Genomic DNA, 18,563 nt, shown 5'->3' with positions numbered 1-18,563 from the left:
CTGATCGAACCCTTTTTCGGGCAAAGGAATACCCATGAAATCCAGAACGCTCTCCGCGCGCCGCCAGCGCGGCTTCACCCTGGTCGAGATGTCCATCACCATGGCGGCGGCCGGCCTCATGTTCGCCGCCGTCACCACCGGCCAGGAACTCATCGACCAGTCCAAGGCCAACAAACTGCTGAATGACGTGAAGTCGGTGGAAGCACAAATTCAGCAATACGCCACCCTCAAGCGCCGCCTGCCCGGCGATTGCGACAAGGACGGCGTGATCGACTACGCAGCGGACGCCACCGGCAACGACGACGCCGACAACTTCACCACGCGAGCCGCTCGCTATTCGTACGAAGGTCTGCTTCCGACATTGCCCGCCGATGGCGTCGAGGCGGACAGTCAAACGCATGGCTGTGCCCTGATGGGTGCTGATACAGCAACCTCGGCGTTGGTCTACAGCGTTGAAACAAATACTGCCAACGCCAACGTCTGGATCAACGATCTGAAGCTGGCCGGCGTGATCAGCGACAGCGTGCCGAACCGCATTTTTGCCAAGACGGTCAACGAAGACTTCCTGTTCGTGGGTTCGGTCACCGACAACGGCGCCGAATCGGCTGACGGCGCCGAGTACAACGCCATCGTGCTGCACAACGTGCCGCAGTGGATGGCGCTGCGGCTGGCCACGGCCATCAACGGCCAGGACGCCCGGGCCGACCGCTCGCGGGTGCGTCAGTTGGTGCGATCCTCGACCGATGGCACTTACGCCGCCACGTGGCAAGCCGTTCAAAACGACACTGGCACGAACGATACGACCTCGATGCGCGACAGCATGGTCACCATCGCCTACTTCTTCGACCGGGTGCCGGAATCGAAGATGGGTGGTTCTACAGCGGTCGCCTTCCCGGATTGAGTTCTGCTGCTCTTGTCTATTGGCACCCCATCCACTCTCCTTGCTAAGGAATTGCCCATGAAATCCAGAACACTTTCCGCGCGCCGCCAGCGCGGCTTCACCCTGGTCGAAATGTCCATCACCATGGCTGCGGCCGGCCTGCTGTTTGCCGCCGTCACCACCGGCCAAGAGCTGATCGACCAGGCCAAGGCCACCAAACTGCTCAACGACGTCAAGTCGGTCGAAGCGCAGATCCAGCAGTTTGCCCAGCTCAAGGGCCGCATGCCGGGTGACTGCGATGCCGACGGCATCGTGGACTACGCAGCCGACGCCACCAGCCGGTTGGACACCGCCAACACCACCCGTTCGGATGCCTATTCGTACTCGGTGTTGCTGCCCACCATCCCGGCCGATGCGGCCGTGGCCGCCCTGGAATCCGACGCCTGCACACTGGTCAGTGAGGCTGATACCCCGGTAACCACCAACACCACCAACGCCAACGTCTGGATCAACGACCTGAAGCTGGCGGGCGTGATTGGCGACAGCATCCCGAACCGGACCTTTGCCAAGCTGGTCAACGAAGACTTCATGTTCCTGGGCTCGGTCACCGACGAGGGAGGCGAATCGGCTGACGGCGCCGACTACAACGCCATCGTGATCCACAACGTACCGCAGTGGATGGCGCGCCGTCTGGCTACCGCCATCAACGGGCAGGACGCCCGGGCCGACCGCTCACGCGTTCGCTTGCTCAACCGCGGAACCACTGATGGCACATACGATGAACGCTGGCAGACCCTACAGGCCGGCACGGCAGATTCAGCTGCCATGCGCGACGGCATGGTCACAGTGGCCTACTTCTTCGACCGCGTGCCGGAATCGAAGATGGAAACTGACGCCCTTTAAGCAACCACCGGATCACAGCCGGGAGCCCTCTGCACAGGGTGCTCCCGGCTTTCCCACTGATATCGTGAACCACATCGGATGAAAACCCTGCTCGTCGCCATGTCGCGTCCCGACACCGTCTACGGCACGCACCCGGCGCATTTCGCGGTGGTGCGGGGTCGCCAGGTGGTGCAGCACGGCCAGGGTGTGGCTGACGAGTTGCGTGGCTTGCCTGGGCGTTCGTTGCGGCTGAGCCTGGACTCGGCCGCCAACCTGACGGAGCGCGTGCGGGTGCGGGCGCTGTCGCGCCGATTTGTGCCGGTGCTGCTGCAGCGCCAGCTGGCAGAAAACGGCGCGTTCACCGACCGCTTTCGTTTTCGCAGCCAGGTGCTTTCGCTGCGCCAGGGCGAGGCCGAGGTGGATGTGTGCGCGATGCTGGAGGACGACGCTGAGTTGGCCCAGGATTTGTTGCCCAGCCAGGAACGGCCGCTGACCCATTTGCTCACGGCCGAGGCATCGGTAGCGGCGTTTGTGGGCGCGGCCACGGCCGCTGCGGTACTGGTGCACTGGTGGCACGAGGGGGGCTTGCGCACGTTGGGTGTGCGCAATGGGCGTGTGGTGTGGCAGCGCGTGATGCCCTTTGCAGCACAACGCCCCGATGCCAGCCCCGACCAGTGGAAACCCTTGCTGGACGCGGCTTCGGCCAGTGCGCCAACCGAATTTGCCGGTGCCCACAGCCACACCATTCGACTGGGCGCAGGACCTTGGCTGGCCAGCGCCGAATGGGCCACCAACGGGTCCCGCGAACTCGTCAACCAGCTCGGCAAGCTGTTCAAGGGCGTGCCTCCCGAGACCTTGCTGTGCCACCCCGATCTGTATGGTCTGGCTTTTGCCCAGGGCCAGCAAAGCTTGATCGTCAATGGCTACCGCCAGCGGGTACTGGCCTGGCAGTGGGCCCCTGCGCTGGCAGCGGTGGCGAGTGTGGCAGGCGCAGTGGCCTTGGGCCTGGGCATCTGGTGGCACGCGCAAGCGGACCAGCAAATGGCTGCGCTGCAGCTGGACCTGACCACACTCACGGCACAAGCCCAGGGCTTGCAGCAGCAGCGGCCACCGGCGGAGGCAGTGGCTGCGTTGCGCTCGGCCGCCTGGCGAGAAACCGCGCTCGGGGCCAACCTGCGGGTGGACCACTTTTTGCAGGCGTTGCTGGCCGAGATACCCGAGGGCGCACAGGTACTCAAGTTGGCGGTGCAGCGCAACGACCAGGCTGCGGCACGCATTGAGCTGGCGGACGGGCAGCCGGTGAACGTCGCGCGCAGGGGCAGTCGCAACCGCAAGACCGAGGCGACGCAAAACGCCCAGGCGCCGACCGACGCCACGCTCCAGCCTGTGGTGTCGGAACCGGTGTCCTTCACGCCCGCCACACCCGTGCGGCGCATGCCGAGTGCGGGCGAGCCGAGTTTTAAGGTCGATATCAACATTGCCCTGGGCGGCGGCTACGCCGGTGCCAAGCTGAAGGCCGAGGCGCTGGCCGAGCAACTGTCGCGGCTGGGACGGCTGTCCAACACGCGCCTGAGCTTTCAAGACACCGGCGCTACCGCACCCGGTGCGCGGCTGCAAACCCAGCTGACCATTGCTGCTGGGGCGTTTTAAGATGGTTTGGAACGCCACCGGTACCCGCCCCATGACCCCGGCAGACGAGGCGCTGCTGACCCAGCTCGGCAGCATGGGCCGCCTGAGCCTGCAACAGGCCAACTATGCGCGGCGTGTGGCCCATTCGCTGGGGCAGCCTGCCGCCCATGTGCTGCGGTTGCTGCGTCTGGCCAGCGACGCCGACATAGCGCGCGCGCTGGGGAGTTTGCATGCCCTCCATGTCTGGTGGCCCGATGCCGCCCAGGTAGAGCCCGCAGCGCTGGCGCGGGTGCCATTTGCCTTTGCCCGCCAGCATGGTTTGTTGCCCATGGGCTTGAGCGAGGGTGTGCTGCAAATCGCGACCGCCGATCCGGATGACGCTGAAGCGCGCCAGCGCCTGCGCCGCCATGTGCCGGGTGAGGTGCAGTGGGTGGTGGCACCCCGCGCACCGCTGGCGGCCGCCATTGAAATGGCCTACCACTTTGCCACCCACCCCAGTGCCGCCGAGCTCGAACGGGAGCTGGCGCGCGTGGGCGGTGACCTGGACGGTGGCCGGCTGGTGAAGCTGGCCCTGGCTGATGGGGTGGAGCGCGGTGCCAGCGATGTGCACTTCACACCCAGCGGTTTTGCCCTGATGGTGTCCTACCGCATCGACGGTGTGCTGCAGCTGCAGCATGTGCTGCCGGCAGCGCTGCACGGGCGCGTGGCCTCGGCCATCAAGGTGGAAGCGGGCATGGACATTGCCGAATCGCGCCGTCCGCAAGATGGCAGCTACGCCTTGCCGCTGGCGGGCCAGCAGTTTGATCTGCGGGTATCTTCCATGCCCACCACCCACGGCGAGAACATGGTGGTGCGTATTTTGTCGCTGCGGGGCGACGTGTTGCCGCTGGAGCAGTGTGGTTTCTGGCCCGAGCAGGTGGCACTGATCGAGCGCCTGATGCGTGCGCCGGATGGCATGGTGTTGGCCACCGGCCCCACGGGCAGCGGCAAAACAACCACCCTCTACGCGGGCCTGCGCATGATCAATGCGTTGGAGCGCAACATCATGACGGTGGAAGACCCGGTCGAATACCACGTACCGCTGGTGCGCCAGGTGCGGCTCAATGAACGCGCGGGCATGACCTTCGCCAGCGCGGTAAAGGGCTTTTTGCGCCAGGACCCAGACGTGATGCTGGTGGGCGAGATTCGCGACAGCGAAACCGCCACCATGGCGGTGCGGGCGGCGCAGACCGGTCACCTGGTGCCGGCCTCGCTGCACACCAACGACGCGGTGGGCGCCATCGGGCGCCTGCGGGACCTGAACGTACCGGCCTACCTGATGTCGTCCACCTTGCGTGGCGTGATCGCACAACGCCTGGTGCGCCGGCTGTGCAGCCACTGCCGTGCGCCTATCGGCGGTGGCCGCTACAAAGCGGTGGGGTGCGAGCGCTGCAACGGCACCGGCTACCGCTCGCGCCTGGCCGTGGGTGAGGTGCTGGTGGTGGACGATCAGCTGCGCAGTCTGATTGATGAGCAGGCGGGCGAAGCGGCCATTCGGCGCAGCCTGCTGGCGAGGGGTTTTCAGCCCATGCGCCGCTGGGCCAGCCGCCTGGTGGACGCCGGCGTCACCGACGAGGCCGAGCTTGAACGCGTGTTTGGCGAGGGCCCGGCATGAAGGTCTACTGGTACCAGGCCATGACCCCTGAGGGCGCCAGCGTGCGCGGTTCGGGCGAACACGCTGACCTGGCCGAGCTGATGGACACCCTGGCGACCCAGGGCCTGCAGGCCTACCGCGTCTGGGCGCTGCCGAACTGGTCCACCGCCCTGTTTTTTCGCCGGCTCCGGCCTGCAGCCGTGACGGAATTTTGTTACCTGATGGGGCAGCACCTGCGCGCCGGAGCAGATTTGCGGCTGGCCCTCACCGAAGCTGCCAGCAACGCCTCTACCGCACGCCTGCGCATGCTCAGCGGACGCCTCAAACGCGCAGTGGAGCGCGGCAACACACTGGCACAGGCACTGGAGAGCACCCGCGCTTTTCCGCCCATGGTGATGAACCTGGTGGTGGTGGGCGAGGAAACCGGGCGCCTGGGCGACATCTTGAACAATGCTGCGGCACAGTACGAGCAAATGCGCCAGCTGCGCGCGGCGATCCAGCGCTCGCTGATCTACCCGCTGATCGTGCTCATGGTGCTGCTCATCAGCACCGGGTTCTGGCTGGTGGTGGTGATTCCCAAGATGTCGGTGCTGTTTGAGTCGCTCAACGTCGAGCTGCCTGCGGCCACACTGAGGGTGCTGGCCGTCACAGACTGGCTGAAAAACCACGGTGGGTGGTTGCCGCTGCTGCTGGCAGCGCTGGTTCTGGTGCTGATGGCGCTGGCGCGTCAGCCCAGCTTGCGTCCGGTGTGGCATGCGCTTCACTGGTGGGCACCCGGGCTCAAGGGCCTGGAACGCAGCAGGGTGTACCACGCGTTTTTCAGCAACCTGGGGGCTATGCACGCTGCGGGTCTGACGCTGAGCCGCACCCTCACGGTGCTGGTAGAGCAGCCGGTAAACCAGCATTTCGGGAGGCGCCTGCGGCGCATTGCGCTGGGTACAGGGCGTGGGCAATCGCTGTCTGAAGGGCTGGCACGCAGCGGCGTGTTCGAGCGCTTTGCGCTGAGCCTGGTCCGGCTGGGCGAAACCACGGGCACGCTGGACCAGCAAGGCCTGCGCCTGAGCGAACATTACGCCAGCCGACTCAAGCAGCAGATCGAGACCGGATCGCGCCTGTTCGAGCCGCTGATTCTATTGATCCTGGCCGGCTTGTTGCTGCTGATCGGCATCACCTTGCTCGGTCCGGTGTACGACCTGGCTGCACGCGCCTCGGCGGGCTTGAACCCATGACGCATCCCACCCGATCCCACCGCTTGGGCGGCTTTTTGCTGATGGAGCTCGCGATCGCCTTGGTGGTGATCGGCGGGCTTGTGGCTCTGATGGTGCCGTTGTGGACCATGCAAGGCCAGCTTGACAGCGCCCGCCAGGACAGCCTGCGCATGCAGCAGGCCCGCGAAGCGCTGCTGCGCCAGGCAGTGGTTGGAAGCGGCTTGCCCGCACCCGTGCGCTTCAAAGAGAGCGCAGTGGGCAACGGACTGGCCAGCAGCCACACCGAGCTGACCAGTACGCTGGCCACATTGGCCCCTGGCTGGCCAGGCGGCTTACCCGGGCATTTGCTGGGGGTGGCCACAGTCTCGCCACTGAAAACCGTTTACTGGTACGACGTGCAACCGGCTCTGCGGTCCGACGCCGGCAGCGGCTTTTACCCGTTGGTGGCCAGCATCTCGGACGTTTGGTCGTTCGAGGGCATCGTGCAACAGTTTGACCCTGACCTCAACCCCAATCTCAGCAGTGGCGGCAATCCGAGTCAGCTCTGCCGCAACCTGAACAGCCTGCAGGCCCTGGACCAAAGCATTCGGGTGCACACGGGGGTTTTGGATCCAGGGCTTTACCGGCGCGACCACATCAATGTGACGCTGCCACGCATCTGGGCCACCGGCTATGAAAGCCAGTTTTACTGGGACGGTGCGCTGGGCTATGCTGGGTTCTCTGGCGCTACCACCGCTTTGGACGACGCGTTCAACAACTCCTCCGCAGTGGCCTTCACCGTGCTGCGCCGCCAACCTGCGGGACTGCGCCGGCTGGACCGGCAAAACACGGTTTATAGGCAAGTCGGGCTCACGGGCCTTGACACCGCTCTGGCGGACCGCGGAGATCTCACCTACCCGGCCTTTGCGGCCGAGCGCGGCTTTCGAATTTACGAAAACCCACTCACCCCGACGGTGGACGACCCCACTTCGGATGAAAACGACTACGGCGGCTTGGTGGCGGCGGTGTCGCTGGGTGAGTTTGCCGACAGCTTGCGCCAAGCGGGGCTGTGCAAGGCGCCCGCCGAGGCCTGCAAGGCCAACCAGCTGTTTGTGCGTTTTGCCAACTACGTCAGCTCCGCACCGCCGTCGGGCAGCGCCGAGCGCCTGACCCTGCGCTGGCAGTTGGTGAACCAGGCGGTCTCGCCTGAAGAAATTGTCAACTCGGGCGATGTGAACAGTGGCAGCACCACCGATGGCATCTGCCTGGACGCCTTCAGCACCGGTGTGGCGACCACGGCCAGCGACCGCTACCTGCGGGTGTCCTTCATCAGCCCGGCCGGCACCGTGGGTTACACCAGTGCGCCAGCCTGGTACCGGGGCGGGGTGCTGGTCGATCCATCGGGCGACCTGCCCGCTGCCGACGATGGAATCAACCGTTGGCGCAACCTGGACGCCTTGGCGGCTGCCGAGGGCGGCAAGACCGTGACCGTGTCGTGCACCGGCGCCCACACTGTGTCGGTGGCGGGTGAGCTCGAGCGCGCGGGCGCCAGCCTGCCCACCTGCACCGTGACCCAATTGCCCTGAACATGAACCCACCCATGACTTTGTCTTTCCATGCCAAGACCGTGACCTGGCTGGTGCTTTCATCGGCACTGCTGGGTGTCGGCATTTTTGTGGCGGCGACCGGACACAGCGCCCGTCAACAAGCGCAGGTGCAACGCGCCCAGCTGGGTCAGACCCAAACCCAGCTGGCGCAAAGCCAGGCGCGGGCCGACACCTACGTCGCGCTGATTGAGCGTATCGGCTGGCGCCCCGGTCAGGCCCTGCGGCACGAGTCCATTGACACCAGTGCCACCATTGCCGGACACGAAGCGGATCGGCTGAACGAAATTTTGCGGGCCAACCAGGTGGGTAAAGGTCAATTTTTTCTGCGTTCCCTGACGCTGGAGGCCCAGCGCGCCACACGCGAAGGGGCTGGCTCTCTGCGGGTTCACATCAAAGGCGACAACATTTTGGTACTGGACCGTCCGTGAAACCATTTTTGCCTTTTCTGCTGATCCCGTTGCTGGGGCTGGGTGGGTGGGCCGCGTCGGCTTGGATGCCCGCCCCTGATCCATTGACCATACCCACGGTCTTGAAGCTGGACCCGCCCCCTGCACTGGGCGTTGCGATCCCACCGCCGGCCAGCGATGGACCGGTAGCGGTGAGCCTGGACGCTTTGCTGCCCTTGCTGCCGAGCGAGGTCCTGCGCCAGGCCGACACACAAAAGCCACCTACGGTCAACGCCATCCTGGTGCTCGGTGTACAGCGCTTGGCCCAGGTCAATGGGATGCCCATGGGGATCGGCGAAAGCGTGGGTGACTTCCGCATTGCCGATATCGAAACCGATAGGGTGCTGTTTGTGCAGCACACCGTTGGCAAACAGCGCTGGGTGCCCTTGACCGACCAATGAAGATCGAACCGAACATGAAAACCCCACACCTCACCCGCTCGACGCCAGCGCCGACCCTGCGGGTTAGCGTCCTTTCTGTGGCCGCAGCGTGCGCATTGCTGACAGCTTGTGCCCCCCTGACCAAGCCTTTGCCCGGTTCGGAAGCGATCCCCCCCACCGCCTACGGTCCGGTCAACGAGCAACTCAAACAGGCCCAGGCCGCGATGGCACCGCCCGCACGCGTGCTGCCCGCAGACCAACGCTTGCCCAAGTTCGACGGTAGCCTCGACAAAGGCACCGGGCAACCAGCCCTGTACTCTTTCAAAGCCAAGGACCTGCCGCTGCGAGACGCTCTAGGCCTGCTCGCCAAAGCCCATGGTCTCAACATCCTGGCCGACCCCGATGTGACCGGCACGGTCACCGTGAATTTCCAGGATGTGCCGTTGTCACAAGCGTTCGACATCTTGCTCTCAAGCATGGGTTATTCATGGGAAGACGATCGCGGCATCATCCGGGTGCATTCGGCGGTCACACGCACCTTTGAAGTGGATTACATCCGTTCGTCGACCGGCACGGGCAACGAGTCGGGTGCTTTCTGGCAAGAGCTGGAAAGCCAGATGAAGTCTTTGCTATCGCCGAAAGGAAAACTGACCGTAAACCGGCTGAGCGGGGCCATCATGGTGACCGACCTGCCCGCCAAAGTTGACGAACTTGCGCGCTTCATTGAACTGATGCGCAGCGGCATGTACCGACAGATCGACATCGAGGTGCGCATCGTCGAGGTCACGCTGCGGGACCAGTTTGCCTTGGGACTGGATTGGAGCCGGCTGCGCAGCGACCCGCTTGCCGGCTCGGTATCGTTCAACACGCGCATCACTGCACCCCAGGCGGTATCGCCGGCACCGAGCACGCTGACGGTGCGCTTCAATGGCGACAAATACCTGGCCTTGATCGAGGCGCTGCGCGAGCAAGGCGATGTGCGCATGGTCTCCCAGCCACGCATTCGCATCCTCAACAACCACACCGCACGCGTCAAGGTCGGGACCGACGAGACCTTCTTCGTCCGAACCACCAACCGCACCATACAAAGTGGAGGTGGCGTGCTGGACACCGTGAACGAACAACCCCGCAGTGTCAACCTCGGTGTCAGCCTGACCGTGACGCCGCAGATTTCGGCCGACGGCTGGGCCATGCTGAACATTGCACCCACTGTGACGCGCCTGGTCGGAACCGCTGCCTCTCCCTCTGGCGAGAGCACCGCGCCCATTCTGGACGTCAGCGAGGCCAGCACCTTGGTGCGCGTGCGCAGCGGTGAACTGGTTTTGCTCGGCGGCCTGATTCAAGAGGAGTCGAGCGACACCAACCGCAGAGTTCCGGGTCTGGGTGACATACCTTTGCTGGGCAACGCCTTCAAAAGCACCTACCAGGCGGGTAAGCGCAAGGAGCTGGTGATTTTCCTGGCGCCCACCATCCAGCCGGGCCAGTGAGCGTGGACGTTCAAGACAACGCGCTGGGCAGCTGTTACGCCGCCCTGGGCTTCAAGAGCCTGCCGTTTGCCATCACGCCTGACACCTCGTTGGCATTCCCCGGACCGCAGTATGTGAGCGCCTACCAACAGTTGTACTACGCCTGCATGAACGGCGTCATGGCGGTGCTCAGCGCTGAAATCGGCTTGGGCAAGACCTTTGTCATACGGTGTTTGCTGCGCGCGCTGCCGGCTAACGTGAAGGTCGCTTACCTGCTCAACCCGCTGCTGGACCCGCTCGCTCTGTTGCGCGATATCCAAGCAGAATTCAACGCCGGGGAACAGCCGGCATTGGAACAAGCTTCGCGGCTGCACCATGCCTTGGTGCAGCGCGTATTGCAAGGCGCGGCCCAAGGCGAGCGTTTCGTGATCATCGTCGATGAAGCACACCGTTTGAGCGCCGAAGCCCTGGAGACCTTGCGCTTGTTGTCCAACTTGGAAACCGAGCAGGTGAAATTGATCAGTCTGGTTCTGGTTGGGCAACCCGAGCTGGAGCGCACCCTGTCCATGCGCGCCATGCGTCCCCTGCGCGAACGTATCGGTGTGTGGCTGCGCTTGCAGCCGATGAACCGCGCGGAGTGTGGCGCCTATGTGCGTCATCGAATCCATCGCACCCACCAAGACGGCAGCTTTGCGTTCACGCCCGCCGCACTTTGGCTGTTGCATTGGCGCACCCGGGGCGTCCCCCGTCGCATCAACTTGGCCTGCGAGCGGGCCGTGCTGCTTTCATCCGCGCAACCCGAAACGCGCCGCGTGACATGGCCCATGGTGTGGGAAGCCTGCGGTGAATTTTCAAGGGTATGGAAGTGAGTGCAATCGAAAAAGCCTTGCGCCAAATCGACGGCCAACGAGGAACCACGGAGCCTTTCACGGGGCTGTCGACCCCGATCGGCCCAGCACCGCTCGATCGCCAGGAGCGGGCTGGGCTGTCCTGGGTGGTGGTGTTGCTGGCGGTGGCGCTAACCGCCCTGGTGTCCTGGTCATTCGCTCGCGGTTGGTCGCCCTTGAGCCGCCCGCTCACAGTGCCGGCAGGGGTGCGCGCCGACGCAGCTCCACCGCCCCTGGCGCAGCCGGTCACCGCGGGGCCGTTCGCGCAGCTTCCTTTTGTGGCCGGCGGCGAAGGCACAGCGAGCGGGCTGCTGGACACGCGAACCAGCCGACCTTTTTGGCTGGCCGAAGCAGGGCAAGCCTGGGTGAGTGGCCTGAAAAATGAAGCCGCAGCGCTGTGGCTGGTCGGTTTGCGCAGCCAGGCGCCCACGATGCTGGCGCTGCGTTTGGGTGAGCCGCATTCGCTGGAACAAGCCGATGCGTTGTACACGCGCTGGGCCGATCGACTGCCCATCGTCGTGCTCAGGGATGGCCCGGGGGGAGCCGGGCGCTGGATGGTGCTGGCCTTGCCCGCAGCCGCCGACCTGGAACCGGCCCACACGGAGCTGAAGGCGGTACACGGCGCTGCCGTGCAATGGAACAGCGTAGCCCATTGGACGGCCCAGCTCACGCCCGCGCGCGGTGAGTTGGCGCAAACGGCAGCGATGAACCGCGAGGCCATGCCGCCCGCGCAATGGGCTGCGCCAGCCAAGCGCGCGCCCCTCGGCACAGGGGCGCCAACGGTGTCGGCGCCGCTCCCTGCGCCGCTCCCTGCGCCGATCGCCGCAGCCAGCTTGCCGGCAGCCAGTCAGGTGCCCCCGCCCCTTGTGGAGGCGCCAGAATTGCGGCGTTCGGCAGCGGTTAGTGGCACCGACGCCCGCGCCAGCACACCAGCAGTGCGGGCGATTGATGTCGACTTCAACTTGTTGGAGCAACAACTGGGCTCCGGGCAGCACGAAATGGTCTTGGACGGGGTGCAGAAGCTGGAGCGGGTCATCGGCACGAACTGGCGAACCCGCTACCTTGCCGGTGTCGCGCTGTCGAGTCTGGGCCGCTGGGACGAGGCTCTGGTGGCGCTGAGCACAGCCCAGCAAGGCAACCCCATACATGCCCGCGTGCCGCTTTACTTGTCGGTGGCCCAACAAGAGCTCGGCGATCACGCGAGCGCCATTGAAACCCTGTCATTTGCACTGGAAAAACACCCGGCCCTACCGGAGCTTTGGCTGAATCAGGGCCATTCGCTCCAGGCCTTGGGGCGCATCGAAGAGGCGCAACTGGCTTACTGGCGCTTTTTGGATCTCAGCGGCCAACGCACCGATCTTCAAGCGCAGCGCCAATGGGTGCAAAGCCGAACCACCAAGGTCAACTGATGCCTGCACTGCGCACCCGCCCATTGACGGCCATCCACCGGCCCGCCCTACCAATACGCCTTCGCAGACAAGGCGGTTTTTCGCTGATCGAAATGGCGTTGGGACTGCTCCTGATAGCCATGTTGATGGGCCTGACCCTCAAGTCGCAAGGGCTGATCGAACAGTACCGCCAGAGCCAGTTTGTCAACCATGTGCGCGTGATGGAGGCGGCCCTGGAGAGTTACCGAACCCAGTATGGTCGCTGGCCTGGTGATTGCGACCAGGATGGTTTGCTCGACCACACCTTAACCGGCACCGACACCGCCAACGCCCTGGACTACGCCGTGCCCGTGACCCTGGTGGCCGCAGCCACCTCGGATGCTGCGTATGCCCTGGGTGTGGTGTGCCCTGCGTCAACCCTGGCCCCTTACACCAACCCCAACGTGGCCTACAACGAGCTCAAGCGCGGTGGTCAAACGCCCGCTGGTCAACCCAACCGCATCACCGCAGCCCACAAGCTCGGCGGCATGACCTACCTGGGGCATTTCGCAACCACCTCGACCAATCCGGACGAACTGGAAGACCGTTTCAACGCCATCGTCATGACCGGTGTGTCTATCGCCACGGCCAGGAAACTGGCCGTGGCGATAGACGGCTTCGACGGCAGTGCGGCGAACGCGAACCGGGTTCGCCGCAGCGACGACATGCAAAGCTTTGAGCCCCTGTGGACCGCTGTTGGCGAAAGCGAAGACAAGCAGATCGACGTGGTGCTGTTTTTTGACCGAGTACCTCCCCACAGCCTTTGAACCATGATCTTGAAGACCCCCCACTGGCTGTACGCCGGATTCTTTTTGTTGACACCCAACGCCCAGGCCCAGACCCAGGACTTCGACGTGGAAGCCCCGGCGATCATTTGGCAGGACCAGCTGCGCCGCCTGGAACAAATCCCCCCCGCCAGGCCCGCGCCACGGCAGCCGGCACCGACCGCGCCTCAGGCCGTCGCGCCCGCCACGAGCGCGCTGGTGACGCTGGCAGAAATCCAGTTTTCCCAGACCAGCTTGTTGTCGCAAGACGAGCTGCGCACCCTCGGACTGCGGTACCTGGGGCGCGCTTTGGGCACAGCAGACCTGCAGGCCTTGCTGGATGACATTTCCAACCTGTACCGAACGAAAGGCGTGCTCACGGCGGTCCCTGTACTGCCTCCCCAAAACCTGCAAAGCGGCTTGCTGCGGGTGCTGTTGGTTGAAGGCCGGCTGGGTCGGGTCAAGGTCCGCACGCCCGGTGGCAGCGATGCGCCCTGGGTGCAACGCTGGTTTGATCTTCCGACTGGCGAGGTGGTCACCAATGAGGCGCTGGAGGCGCGTCTTGCGCGGTTTAATGCAACGAGCGACCTTTTGGCCCAGGCTGACTTTGTTCCCGGTGACCGCTTTGGGGTCAGCGATCTGGCCATCGACATTGTCCCCAGCCCTCCCGCCCAGTTTTGGGCGCTGCTGGAAACAGCCCACACCCAATCCGCAGCACCCGGACTGGTGGCACTGGGGTGGCGAAAGGCACCGGTGAGCCCCAATGGCGGCAAACTTGACACCGCGCTGATCGCCACCGAGCAAGGCAAAACCCTGATGGCAGGCCTGTCATGGCCGGTGGACGTGCAGGGCTGGCGTGCCGGCATCAATGGCTCCATCTCGCGCACCCGCACGAAGCAAGCAGCCATCGACGGGGGGACGGATCTGGTGCTCGAAGGTGCAGCCTCGGCAGCCGCCCTAGAGGTGGGACGCACCTGGATACTGAACAACGCCTGGACCCTGCTCAGTGCCGCCCAGCTGGGGCGCACAGAGAGCAGCATCGCACTGGCGGGGGTTGATCTGACCGATAGCCGAATCGACAGGTTCGCCCTGACCACGACCCTCAACTATGAGACCAGACCCACCAGGGCCGCACTCAAAACCACCCTGTCCACGAGCAAAAACGCGGACAAACACTACCGTTACCTGGATATCGGTGCACAAGCTCAGACCGCTCTGGACGAGCGCGGTCGCTGGCAAGTGCGTATCGGTGGTCTCGCTCGGGTGGCCTCCACGGGCCAGAGCAACGCCAACGAGCAGCTCTCACTGGGAGGGGCCGATACCGTCAGGGGGTTTGATGCCGGCGCCAGTACCGGTGACACCGGTCATGCGGTGCAGCTGGAGCTGCGCTACCGTTACGGCGAGGCAGATGCACCGGCCACCGAAACCTATCTTTTCGCCGACAGCGGGCAAACCCACGAGGCCAGCGGTCGCACACGTTTAGGCTCGGTGGGAGTGGGTCTGCAAGCCCGTATCACGCCGCAGCTGGGCTTGGACCTCATGGCGAGCCGGCAGGTCAAGACAGCGCAGGAACGCCCCAACCGCTGGCTGCTGCGTCTGGTCGGCAGCTGGTGAGCGCACTGGACCGGGATCGCTGGCAACCGACCAGATAGGCGGACAGCTGGTAGCCGCGGGCCTGTGTTGGTTGGCCAGACCCGGCGAGCACGCACAAAAACGGGGACCGAAGTCCCCGTCGAATACCCTGCCTGGGCCAGCCTGTGACTGAAGCACCCTGGGCGCAAACGCCCGGGTTCAGCCAGATTGCACCAGTGCCAGCCAGCGGGCTTGCCGATCAGAAGCGGTAACCAATACCGATGGTGCCTTTGACCAAACGTGGCTTGTAGGTCTCTGTGGCGTCGGTGTAGTACGACTTGGTGTTGAAGTTGACTTGCTCCACTTCAACCATGCCGTACAGGTTGTCCGACAGCTTGAACTTGACACCAGCGCCAACGCCCATGCCGCTGTGGTTGCGGCTGGCTGAACCCAGTTGATCCGCATCTTGTGGGTAGTTGTACACGTTGGTTCCTTTGGCGCGAACGTAGCTGAACTTGGCGTAAACCAGGGTCGACTCGTTCAGGTTCAGGCCTGGCTCGACCGAGATGCCCCACACGTTCTTCAGATCAAAGCGATCGGACCAAAGACCGCCCGTACCGCCGACTTGGTTAACTGGATCGTCTTCCGCAAAACTTTGAAGCGAACCGGAATTTTGGGTACCCAGCATCGAGAACACACCACCGCCCAGGTTGAACTTGCCGAAAGACTTGGAGTAGTTCAACGAGAGGTTGCCCACCGCTGCGTTGTCAGACACTTTGCCGTCGGGGCTGTAGTCCTTCAGGGACGTTTGGGCAACGCTGAGGCTGATACCGGCCTGGAGCGATGGGCCGTCGAAGCCGCCGGCGAAGGCGGAGGAAGACAGGGCGATCAACGCGGGGACGGCGAGGTGTTTAAGTTTCATGAAAACTCCTTGAATAAGAAAACAAAACAAATGGTGAATCCCGTTTATATGGTTTTCGTTTTCACAAAACTAACAATTTCCAACAAAATGATACGAACTGCCAAGCACCCATCCTGGCTGGGGCTGACGTGGTGCCGGTGTGCCGCCCTGCCCTGCGGCGTGATCAGATCCAGAGCTTCATGCGAACGAGGTCGACCAGCCGATGTGTGAGCAGCCAGGCGATGTTTTTGCGCCCGGCATCGACCTGAGCCATGCCGCTCATGCCGGGGCGCCACCAGTCTTCGGGCGGATCGGTCAGCTGCACGCGCACCCAGAAATGGTTGCCTTGCTGGCCTTTGACTTGCGCCACCGGCACGGTGCTTTGCACCCTGAAGCCGATGCTGCGGTTGGGCTCGCTGAGCAGGCGCAGCTCGCCTACCGCGTTGGGCTGAAGGTGGCGCACGTCGCGCTCGGGCATGTGCAGTGCCGCATAGAGTCCTTCCACGCGGGCCAACCGGAACAGACGGTCGCCCTGGCGCACGGGCATGCCAGCCAGGTCGCGGCGGTCGCCCTCGACGACCACAGCCGCAAAGGGCGCCTTGATTTGCGCTTGCTGCAGGTAAAAAAGTACCTTGTCGAGCCGGGCCTGGGCCTGTGCCACGCGGGCCTGGGCGATTTCGACTTCGGCCAGTTCGCCCTGGGCGCGGGCCCGATCGGCCTCGGCAATGTAACGGCGCAAGTCGGCACCAATTTCCGATTCTTGCAGCAGCAAATCGCGCACGTCCAGGCGCCCGAGCAATGCGTTGGCCTGCACTTCGTCGCCCAGTGACACCCCAACCTCTTGCACGAAACCGTCAAACGGCGCGCTGACGAGCTGTGTGCTGTCGGTCACGAGTTCGGCGTTGGCTTCGATGCGGTGGGGCCAGGTGCCCACCAACACAAATAGCAGCAGCAAGGAAGCCAGGCCAATGCCCAGGGTGCGCACCGGCTTGTCGGGCCCGAACCATTGGCCTGCCTGGTGGTGCACCCGTTGCCACCAGCGCGCACCGAACCACCGGTCGCGCTGGTGCAGGTCGGCGAGCCAGGGCAGCATGAGGTGCATGGCCACCGACACCTGGTGCATGAGTTCGGGGGCAAACCGGTCGGTCTGCGCGGCCAGCAAGACCACGGCCTCGGGTGATTCGTCCGCGCGGTGCAGCACCAGGCTGCGCATATGGGTGTGGTTGATGGCACGGCCCAGCCGCTCGTGGGCCAGTACCACGCCGCCGTATGCCGGCGGCGCTGGGTAGACGATGTCGGTTTGCTGGTCCAAGGCTTCTTCCAGGGCGGCTTCTATCAGCTGGACGTTTTCTGCCTTGCGCTCGAAGCGGTCCAGGTGGCTGATCGCCTTCGCCCGCACATAGCTGACCTCTTTCCAGCCCAGCACGACTTGGTCGCAACCGGTCAGGGGCACCAGCCCGTTGACCAGCGCCAGCGCAGCGGGGCCAAACGCCTGCTCCTGCATGACGCGGGCGGCCAGATCCAGCAGCTCAAGCAGGTGCGCATCGACCGCACCGGCCGTACCGGGAGCGGCAGTACCTGCCGTGCCGGCGTCTGTGGGTTCCTGGCGGCTCAGGGGCAAATCGGCAATCAGTTGCAGGCGCAGCAGCAATTCGTTGAGGGACGCCCGCTCGCGCGCGGGAATTTCAACCAGGGCGTAGAGCTCCCCCTCGTCGCCCAGCAGGCGCACGCAGGCGACGATGGCATCGTCACCCTGCGCCAGGGTGGCGTGGCCGTGTCGGGCTGCACGCCCGATGAGCTGGGGCAACAGCTGGGCGACTTGCATCTCTAGCATGCCGTCGGGCGGCGCGCACAGGGCCAAGGGTTGCCAGCGCTCGCCTTGGCGGCTCAGCAGCATGGCCGAGCGGCCCCGGCCCAAAGCGTTGATGGCCACACACAGGCGCGGCCAGAAGGCGGTGTCGCGCGGGGAAAGCCGGAGCACCCGGAGCAATTCGAGCAGCTCGGTGGCCTCGTAGCGGACCGGCGCCGTTATGTCAGGCAAGCCACTCATGAGGCCGCCGCGTTGAGCTGGATGCGGCCTTTGACACCGGGACGAATACGGCGCTCGGCATTGGCCAGGGTGATGCGCACCTCCACCAAGCCGCTGGCTGCGTCAGCCACCGGCGACAGGAAAGCCACCCGACCCTGCAGCGGTTGGCTTTGGGCGGGGTCGTCCAGCACCACTTCGATGGTGTCACCGCGGTTGAGCAAGCGGGCTGCGGCCTGGCTCAGGTTGGTGCGCAACTCCACGCTGGATTCGTCGACCAGCCGCACGATGGGTTGGCCGGGGGTGGCCCATTCGCCGGTGTCCACCTGGATCGAGGTCACGACGCCGGAGACCGGGGCCACCAGCACGCGCATCTGCTTCTCTTGCTGGGCCAGGTCCACTTCGTGCTGCTCGCGCTTTTTCTCCAGCTGCAATTGGTCGCGACGACCGGCCACGCTGACCAGCTCCATCTGGAGCTTCATGAGTTCTTCGCGGCTGATGGAGCCGGTTTGTTCGTAGAGCTTGCTGGCGTCCTGGAACAGCCGCTCCAGAATGCGGTGGCGCTCTGTGATGCTGGCTTGCTCGGAGAGGTCTTCCAAAATCGTGCGGCGCCGACGCAGTTCAATGCTCTGCAAATCGGATTCCAGCTCCAGCAGGGGCTGGCCGGCGCGCACGCGCTGGCCAATTTTGACGGGCACGCGGCTGACGACACCGCTCACGGACACGCTCAAGGTGAGGTCGCGGGTGGGATAGATCACGCCGACAAAGGTTTGGGCAGAGGCCAGGGCCGGGCTCAGCGCAACGAGCAAGGCGAGGCCATGGCGCTTGAGGCGGGCGGTGGTGTGGGAGGTTGTCATAGGGGCACTCACAGGCTGT

At 64.5% G+C, this 18,563-nt stretch carries 16 protein-coding genes; 13 read left to right on the top strand and 3 right to left on the bottom strand.

Going from position 1 to position 18,563, the window contains the following annotated elements; genetic code table 11:
• The first annotated feature begins 34 nt into the window (after positions 1 to 34).
• From ACTG4K_RS10245 to ACTG4K_RS10185, 13 genes are all read left to right on the top strand, one after another.
• On the top strand, positions 35 to 901 hold the full coding sequence (locus tag ACTG4K_RS10245) for a type II secretion system protein (RefSeq protein WP_439114109.1): 867 nt from the start codon (positions 35 to 37) through the stop codon (positions 899 to 901).
• A 57-nt stretch (positions 902 to 958) separates the two neighbouring features.
• Positions 959 to 1,783 (top strand): type II secretion system protein, encoded by an 825-nt coding sequence (locus ACTG4K_RS10240; RefSeq protein WP_439114108.1) that lies wholly within the window; start codon positions 959 to 961, stop codon positions 1,781 to 1,783.
• A 78-nt stretch (positions 1,784 to 1,861) separates the two neighbouring features.
• Complete coding sequence (locus ACTG4K_RS10235) at positions 1,862 to 3,412, top strand: hypothetical protein (protein ID WP_439114107.1); 1,551 nt, start codon at positions 1,862 to 1,864, stop codon at positions 3,410 to 3,412.
• Between the two features lie 31 nt (positions 3,413 to 3,443).
• Positions 3,444 to 5,045 (top strand): GspE/PulE family protein, encoded by a 1,602-nt coding sequence (locus ACTG4K_RS10230; RefSeq protein WP_439114106.1) that lies wholly within the window; start codon positions 3,444 to 3,446, stop codon positions 5,043 to 5,045.
• Positions 5,042 to 6,253, top strand: a complete 1,212-nt coding sequence (locus ACTG4K_RS10225; RefSeq protein ID WP_439114105.1) for a type II secretion system F family protein — start codon at positions 5,042 to 5,044, stop codon at positions 6,251 to 6,253. The genes ACTG4K_RS10230 and ACTG4K_RS10225 overlap by 4 nt, the downstream gene beginning before the upstream one ends.
• Entirely contained in the window at positions 6,250 to 7,797 is a 1,548-nt protein-coding gene (locus tag ACTG4K_RS10220; RefSeq protein WP_439114104.1) for a type II secretion system protein, read from the top strand. The genes ACTG4K_RS10225 and ACTG4K_RS10220 overlap by 4 nt, the downstream gene beginning before the upstream one ends.
• 14 nt (positions 7,798 to 7,811) lie before the next feature.
• Entirely contained in the window at positions 7,812 to 8,246 is a 435-nt protein-coding gene (locus tag ACTG4K_RS10215; protein WP_439114103.1) for a hypothetical protein, read from the top strand.
• Positions 8,243 to 8,665: a hypothetical protein gene (locus ACTG4K_RS10210; RefSeq protein ID WP_439114102.1), complete on the top strand. Its 423-nt coding sequence runs from the start codon at positions 8,243 to 8,245 to the stop codon at positions 8,663 to 8,665. The genes ACTG4K_RS10215 and ACTG4K_RS10210 overlap by 4 nt, the downstream gene beginning before the upstream one ends.
• Before the next feature lie 14 nt (positions 8,666 to 8,679).
• The gene (locus ACTG4K_RS10205; RefSeq protein WP_439114101.1) at positions 8,680 to 10,131 is read left to right on the top strand and encodes a secretin and TonB N-terminal domain-containing protein; all 1,452 of its coding nucleotides are present in this window, start codon (positions 8,680 to 8,682) and stop codon (positions 10,129 to 10,131) included.
• 2 nt (positions 10,132 to 10,133) lie between these two features.
• Positions 10,134 to 10,979: an ExeA family protein gene (locus ACTG4K_RS10200; protein WP_439114100.1), complete on the top strand. Its 846-nt coding sequence runs from the start codon at positions 10,134 to 10,136 to the stop codon at positions 10,977 to 10,979.
• Positions 10,976 to 12,406, top strand: a complete 1,431-nt coding sequence (locus ACTG4K_RS10195) for a hypothetical protein (protein WP_439114099.1) — start codon at positions 10,976 to 10,978, stop codon at positions 12,404 to 12,406. The genes ACTG4K_RS10200 and ACTG4K_RS10195 overlap by 4 nt, the downstream gene beginning before the upstream one ends.
• Entirely contained in the window at positions 12,406 to 13,191 is a 786-nt protein-coding gene (locus tag ACTG4K_RS10190; protein WP_439114098.1) for a type II secretion system protein, read from the top strand. The genes ACTG4K_RS10195 and ACTG4K_RS10190 overlap by 1 nt, the downstream gene beginning before the upstream one ends.
• Before the next feature lie 3 nt (positions 13,192 to 13,194).
• The gene (locus tag ACTG4K_RS10185) at positions 13,195 to 14,802 is read left to right on the top strand and encodes a POTRA domain-containing protein (protein WP_439114097.1); all 1,608 of its coding nucleotides are present in this window, start codon (positions 13,195 to 13,197) and stop codon (positions 14,800 to 14,802) included.
• 217 nt (positions 14,803 to 15,019) lie between these two features.
• On the opposite strand, the gene ACTG4K_RS10180 is transcribed toward ACTG4K_RS10185, so the two are convergent.
• From ACTG4K_RS10180 to ACTG4K_RS10170, 3 genes are all read right to left on the bottom strand, one after another.
• Positions 15,020 to 15,682 (bottom strand): outer membrane protein, encoded by a 663-nt coding sequence (locus tag ACTG4K_RS10180; RefSeq protein WP_439114096.1) that lies wholly within the window; start codon positions 15,680 to 15,682, stop codon positions 15,020 to 15,022.
• A 163-nt stretch (positions 15,683 to 15,845) separates the two neighbouring features.
• The gene (locus ACTG4K_RS10175; RefSeq protein WP_439114095.1) at positions 15,846 to 17,711 is read right to left on the bottom strand and encodes an efflux RND transporter periplasmic adaptor subunit; all 1,866 of its coding nucleotides are present in this window, start codon (positions 17,709 to 17,711) and stop codon (positions 15,846 to 15,848) included.
• The gene (locus tag ACTG4K_RS10170; RefSeq protein ID WP_439114094.1) at positions 17,708 to 18,544 is read right to left on the bottom strand and encodes an efflux RND transporter periplasmic adaptor subunit; all 837 of its coding nucleotides are present in this window, start codon (positions 18,542 to 18,544) and stop codon (positions 17,708 to 17,710) included. The genes ACTG4K_RS10175 and ACTG4K_RS10170 overlap by 4 nt, the downstream gene beginning before the upstream one ends.
• Positions 18,545 to 18,563: the final 19 nt, after the last annotated feature.

The organism is Hydrogenophaga sp., assembly GCF_965657535.1.
In the GTDB taxonomy this organism is placed as follows: Bacteria; Pseudomonadota; Gammaproteobacteria; order Burkholderiales; family Burkholderiaceae_C; genus Hydrogenophaga.
This window is presented reverse-complemented; position numbering and strand designations above follow the sequence as displayed.

What these genes read in the sequence shown, in the direction of transcription:
- ACTG4K_RS10170 (WP_439114094.1), bottom strand. Translation starts at nt 18,544, where the DNA reads ATGACAACCTCCCACACCACCGCCCGCCTCAAGCGCCATGGCCTCGCC.
- ACTG4K_RS10230 (WP_439114106.1), top strand. Translation starts at nt 3,444, where the DNA reads ATGACCCCGGCAGACGAGGCGCTGCTGACCCAGCTCGGCAGCATGGGC.
- ACTG4K_RS10240 (WP_439114108.1), top strand. Translation starts at nt 959, where the DNA reads ATGAAATCCAGAACACTTTCCGCGCGCCGCCAGCGCGGCTTCACCCTG.
- ACTG4K_RS10225 (WP_439114105.1), top strand. Translation starts at nt 5,042, where the DNA reads ATGAAGGTCTACTGGTACCAGGCCATGACCCCTGAGGGCGCCAGCGTG.
- ACTG4K_RS10190 (WP_439114098.1), top strand. Translation starts at nt 12,406, where the DNA reads ATGCCTGCACTGCGCACCCGCCCATTGACGGCCATCCACCGGCCCGCC.
- ACTG4K_RS10175 (WP_439114095.1), bottom strand. Translation starts at nt 17,711, where the DNA reads ATGAGTGGCTTGCCTGACATAACGGCGCCGGTCCGCTACGAGGCCACC.
- ACTG4K_RS10180 (WP_439114096.1), bottom strand. Translation starts at nt 15,682, where the DNA reads ATGAAACTTAAACACCTCGCCGTCCCCGCGTTGATCGCCCTGTCTTCC.
- ACTG4K_RS10215 (WP_439114103.1), top strand. Translation starts at nt 7,812, where the DNA reads ATGACTTTGTCTTTCCATGCCAAGACCGTGACCTGGCTGGTGCTTTCA.
- ACTG4K_RS10205 (WP_439114101.1), top strand. Translation starts at nt 8,680, where the DNA reads ATGAAAACCCCACACCTCACCCGCTCGACGCCAGCGCCGACCCTGCGG.
- ACTG4K_RS10235 (WP_439114107.1), top strand. Translation starts at nt 1,862, where the DNA reads ATGAAAACCCTGCTCGTCGCCATGTCGCGTCCCGACACCGTCTACGGC.
- ACTG4K_RS10220 (WP_439114104.1), top strand. Translation starts at nt 6,250, where the DNA reads ATGACGCATCCCACCCGATCCCACCGCTTGGGCGGCTTTTTGCTGATG.
- ACTG4K_RS10245 (WP_439114109.1), top strand. Translation starts at nt 35, where the DNA reads ATGAAATCCAGAACGCTCTCCGCGCGCCGCCAGCGCGGCTTCACCCTG.
- ACTG4K_RS10185 (WP_439114097.1), top strand. Translation starts at nt 13,195, where the DNA reads ATGATCTTGAAGACCCCCCACTGGCTGTACGCCGGATTCTTTTTGTTG.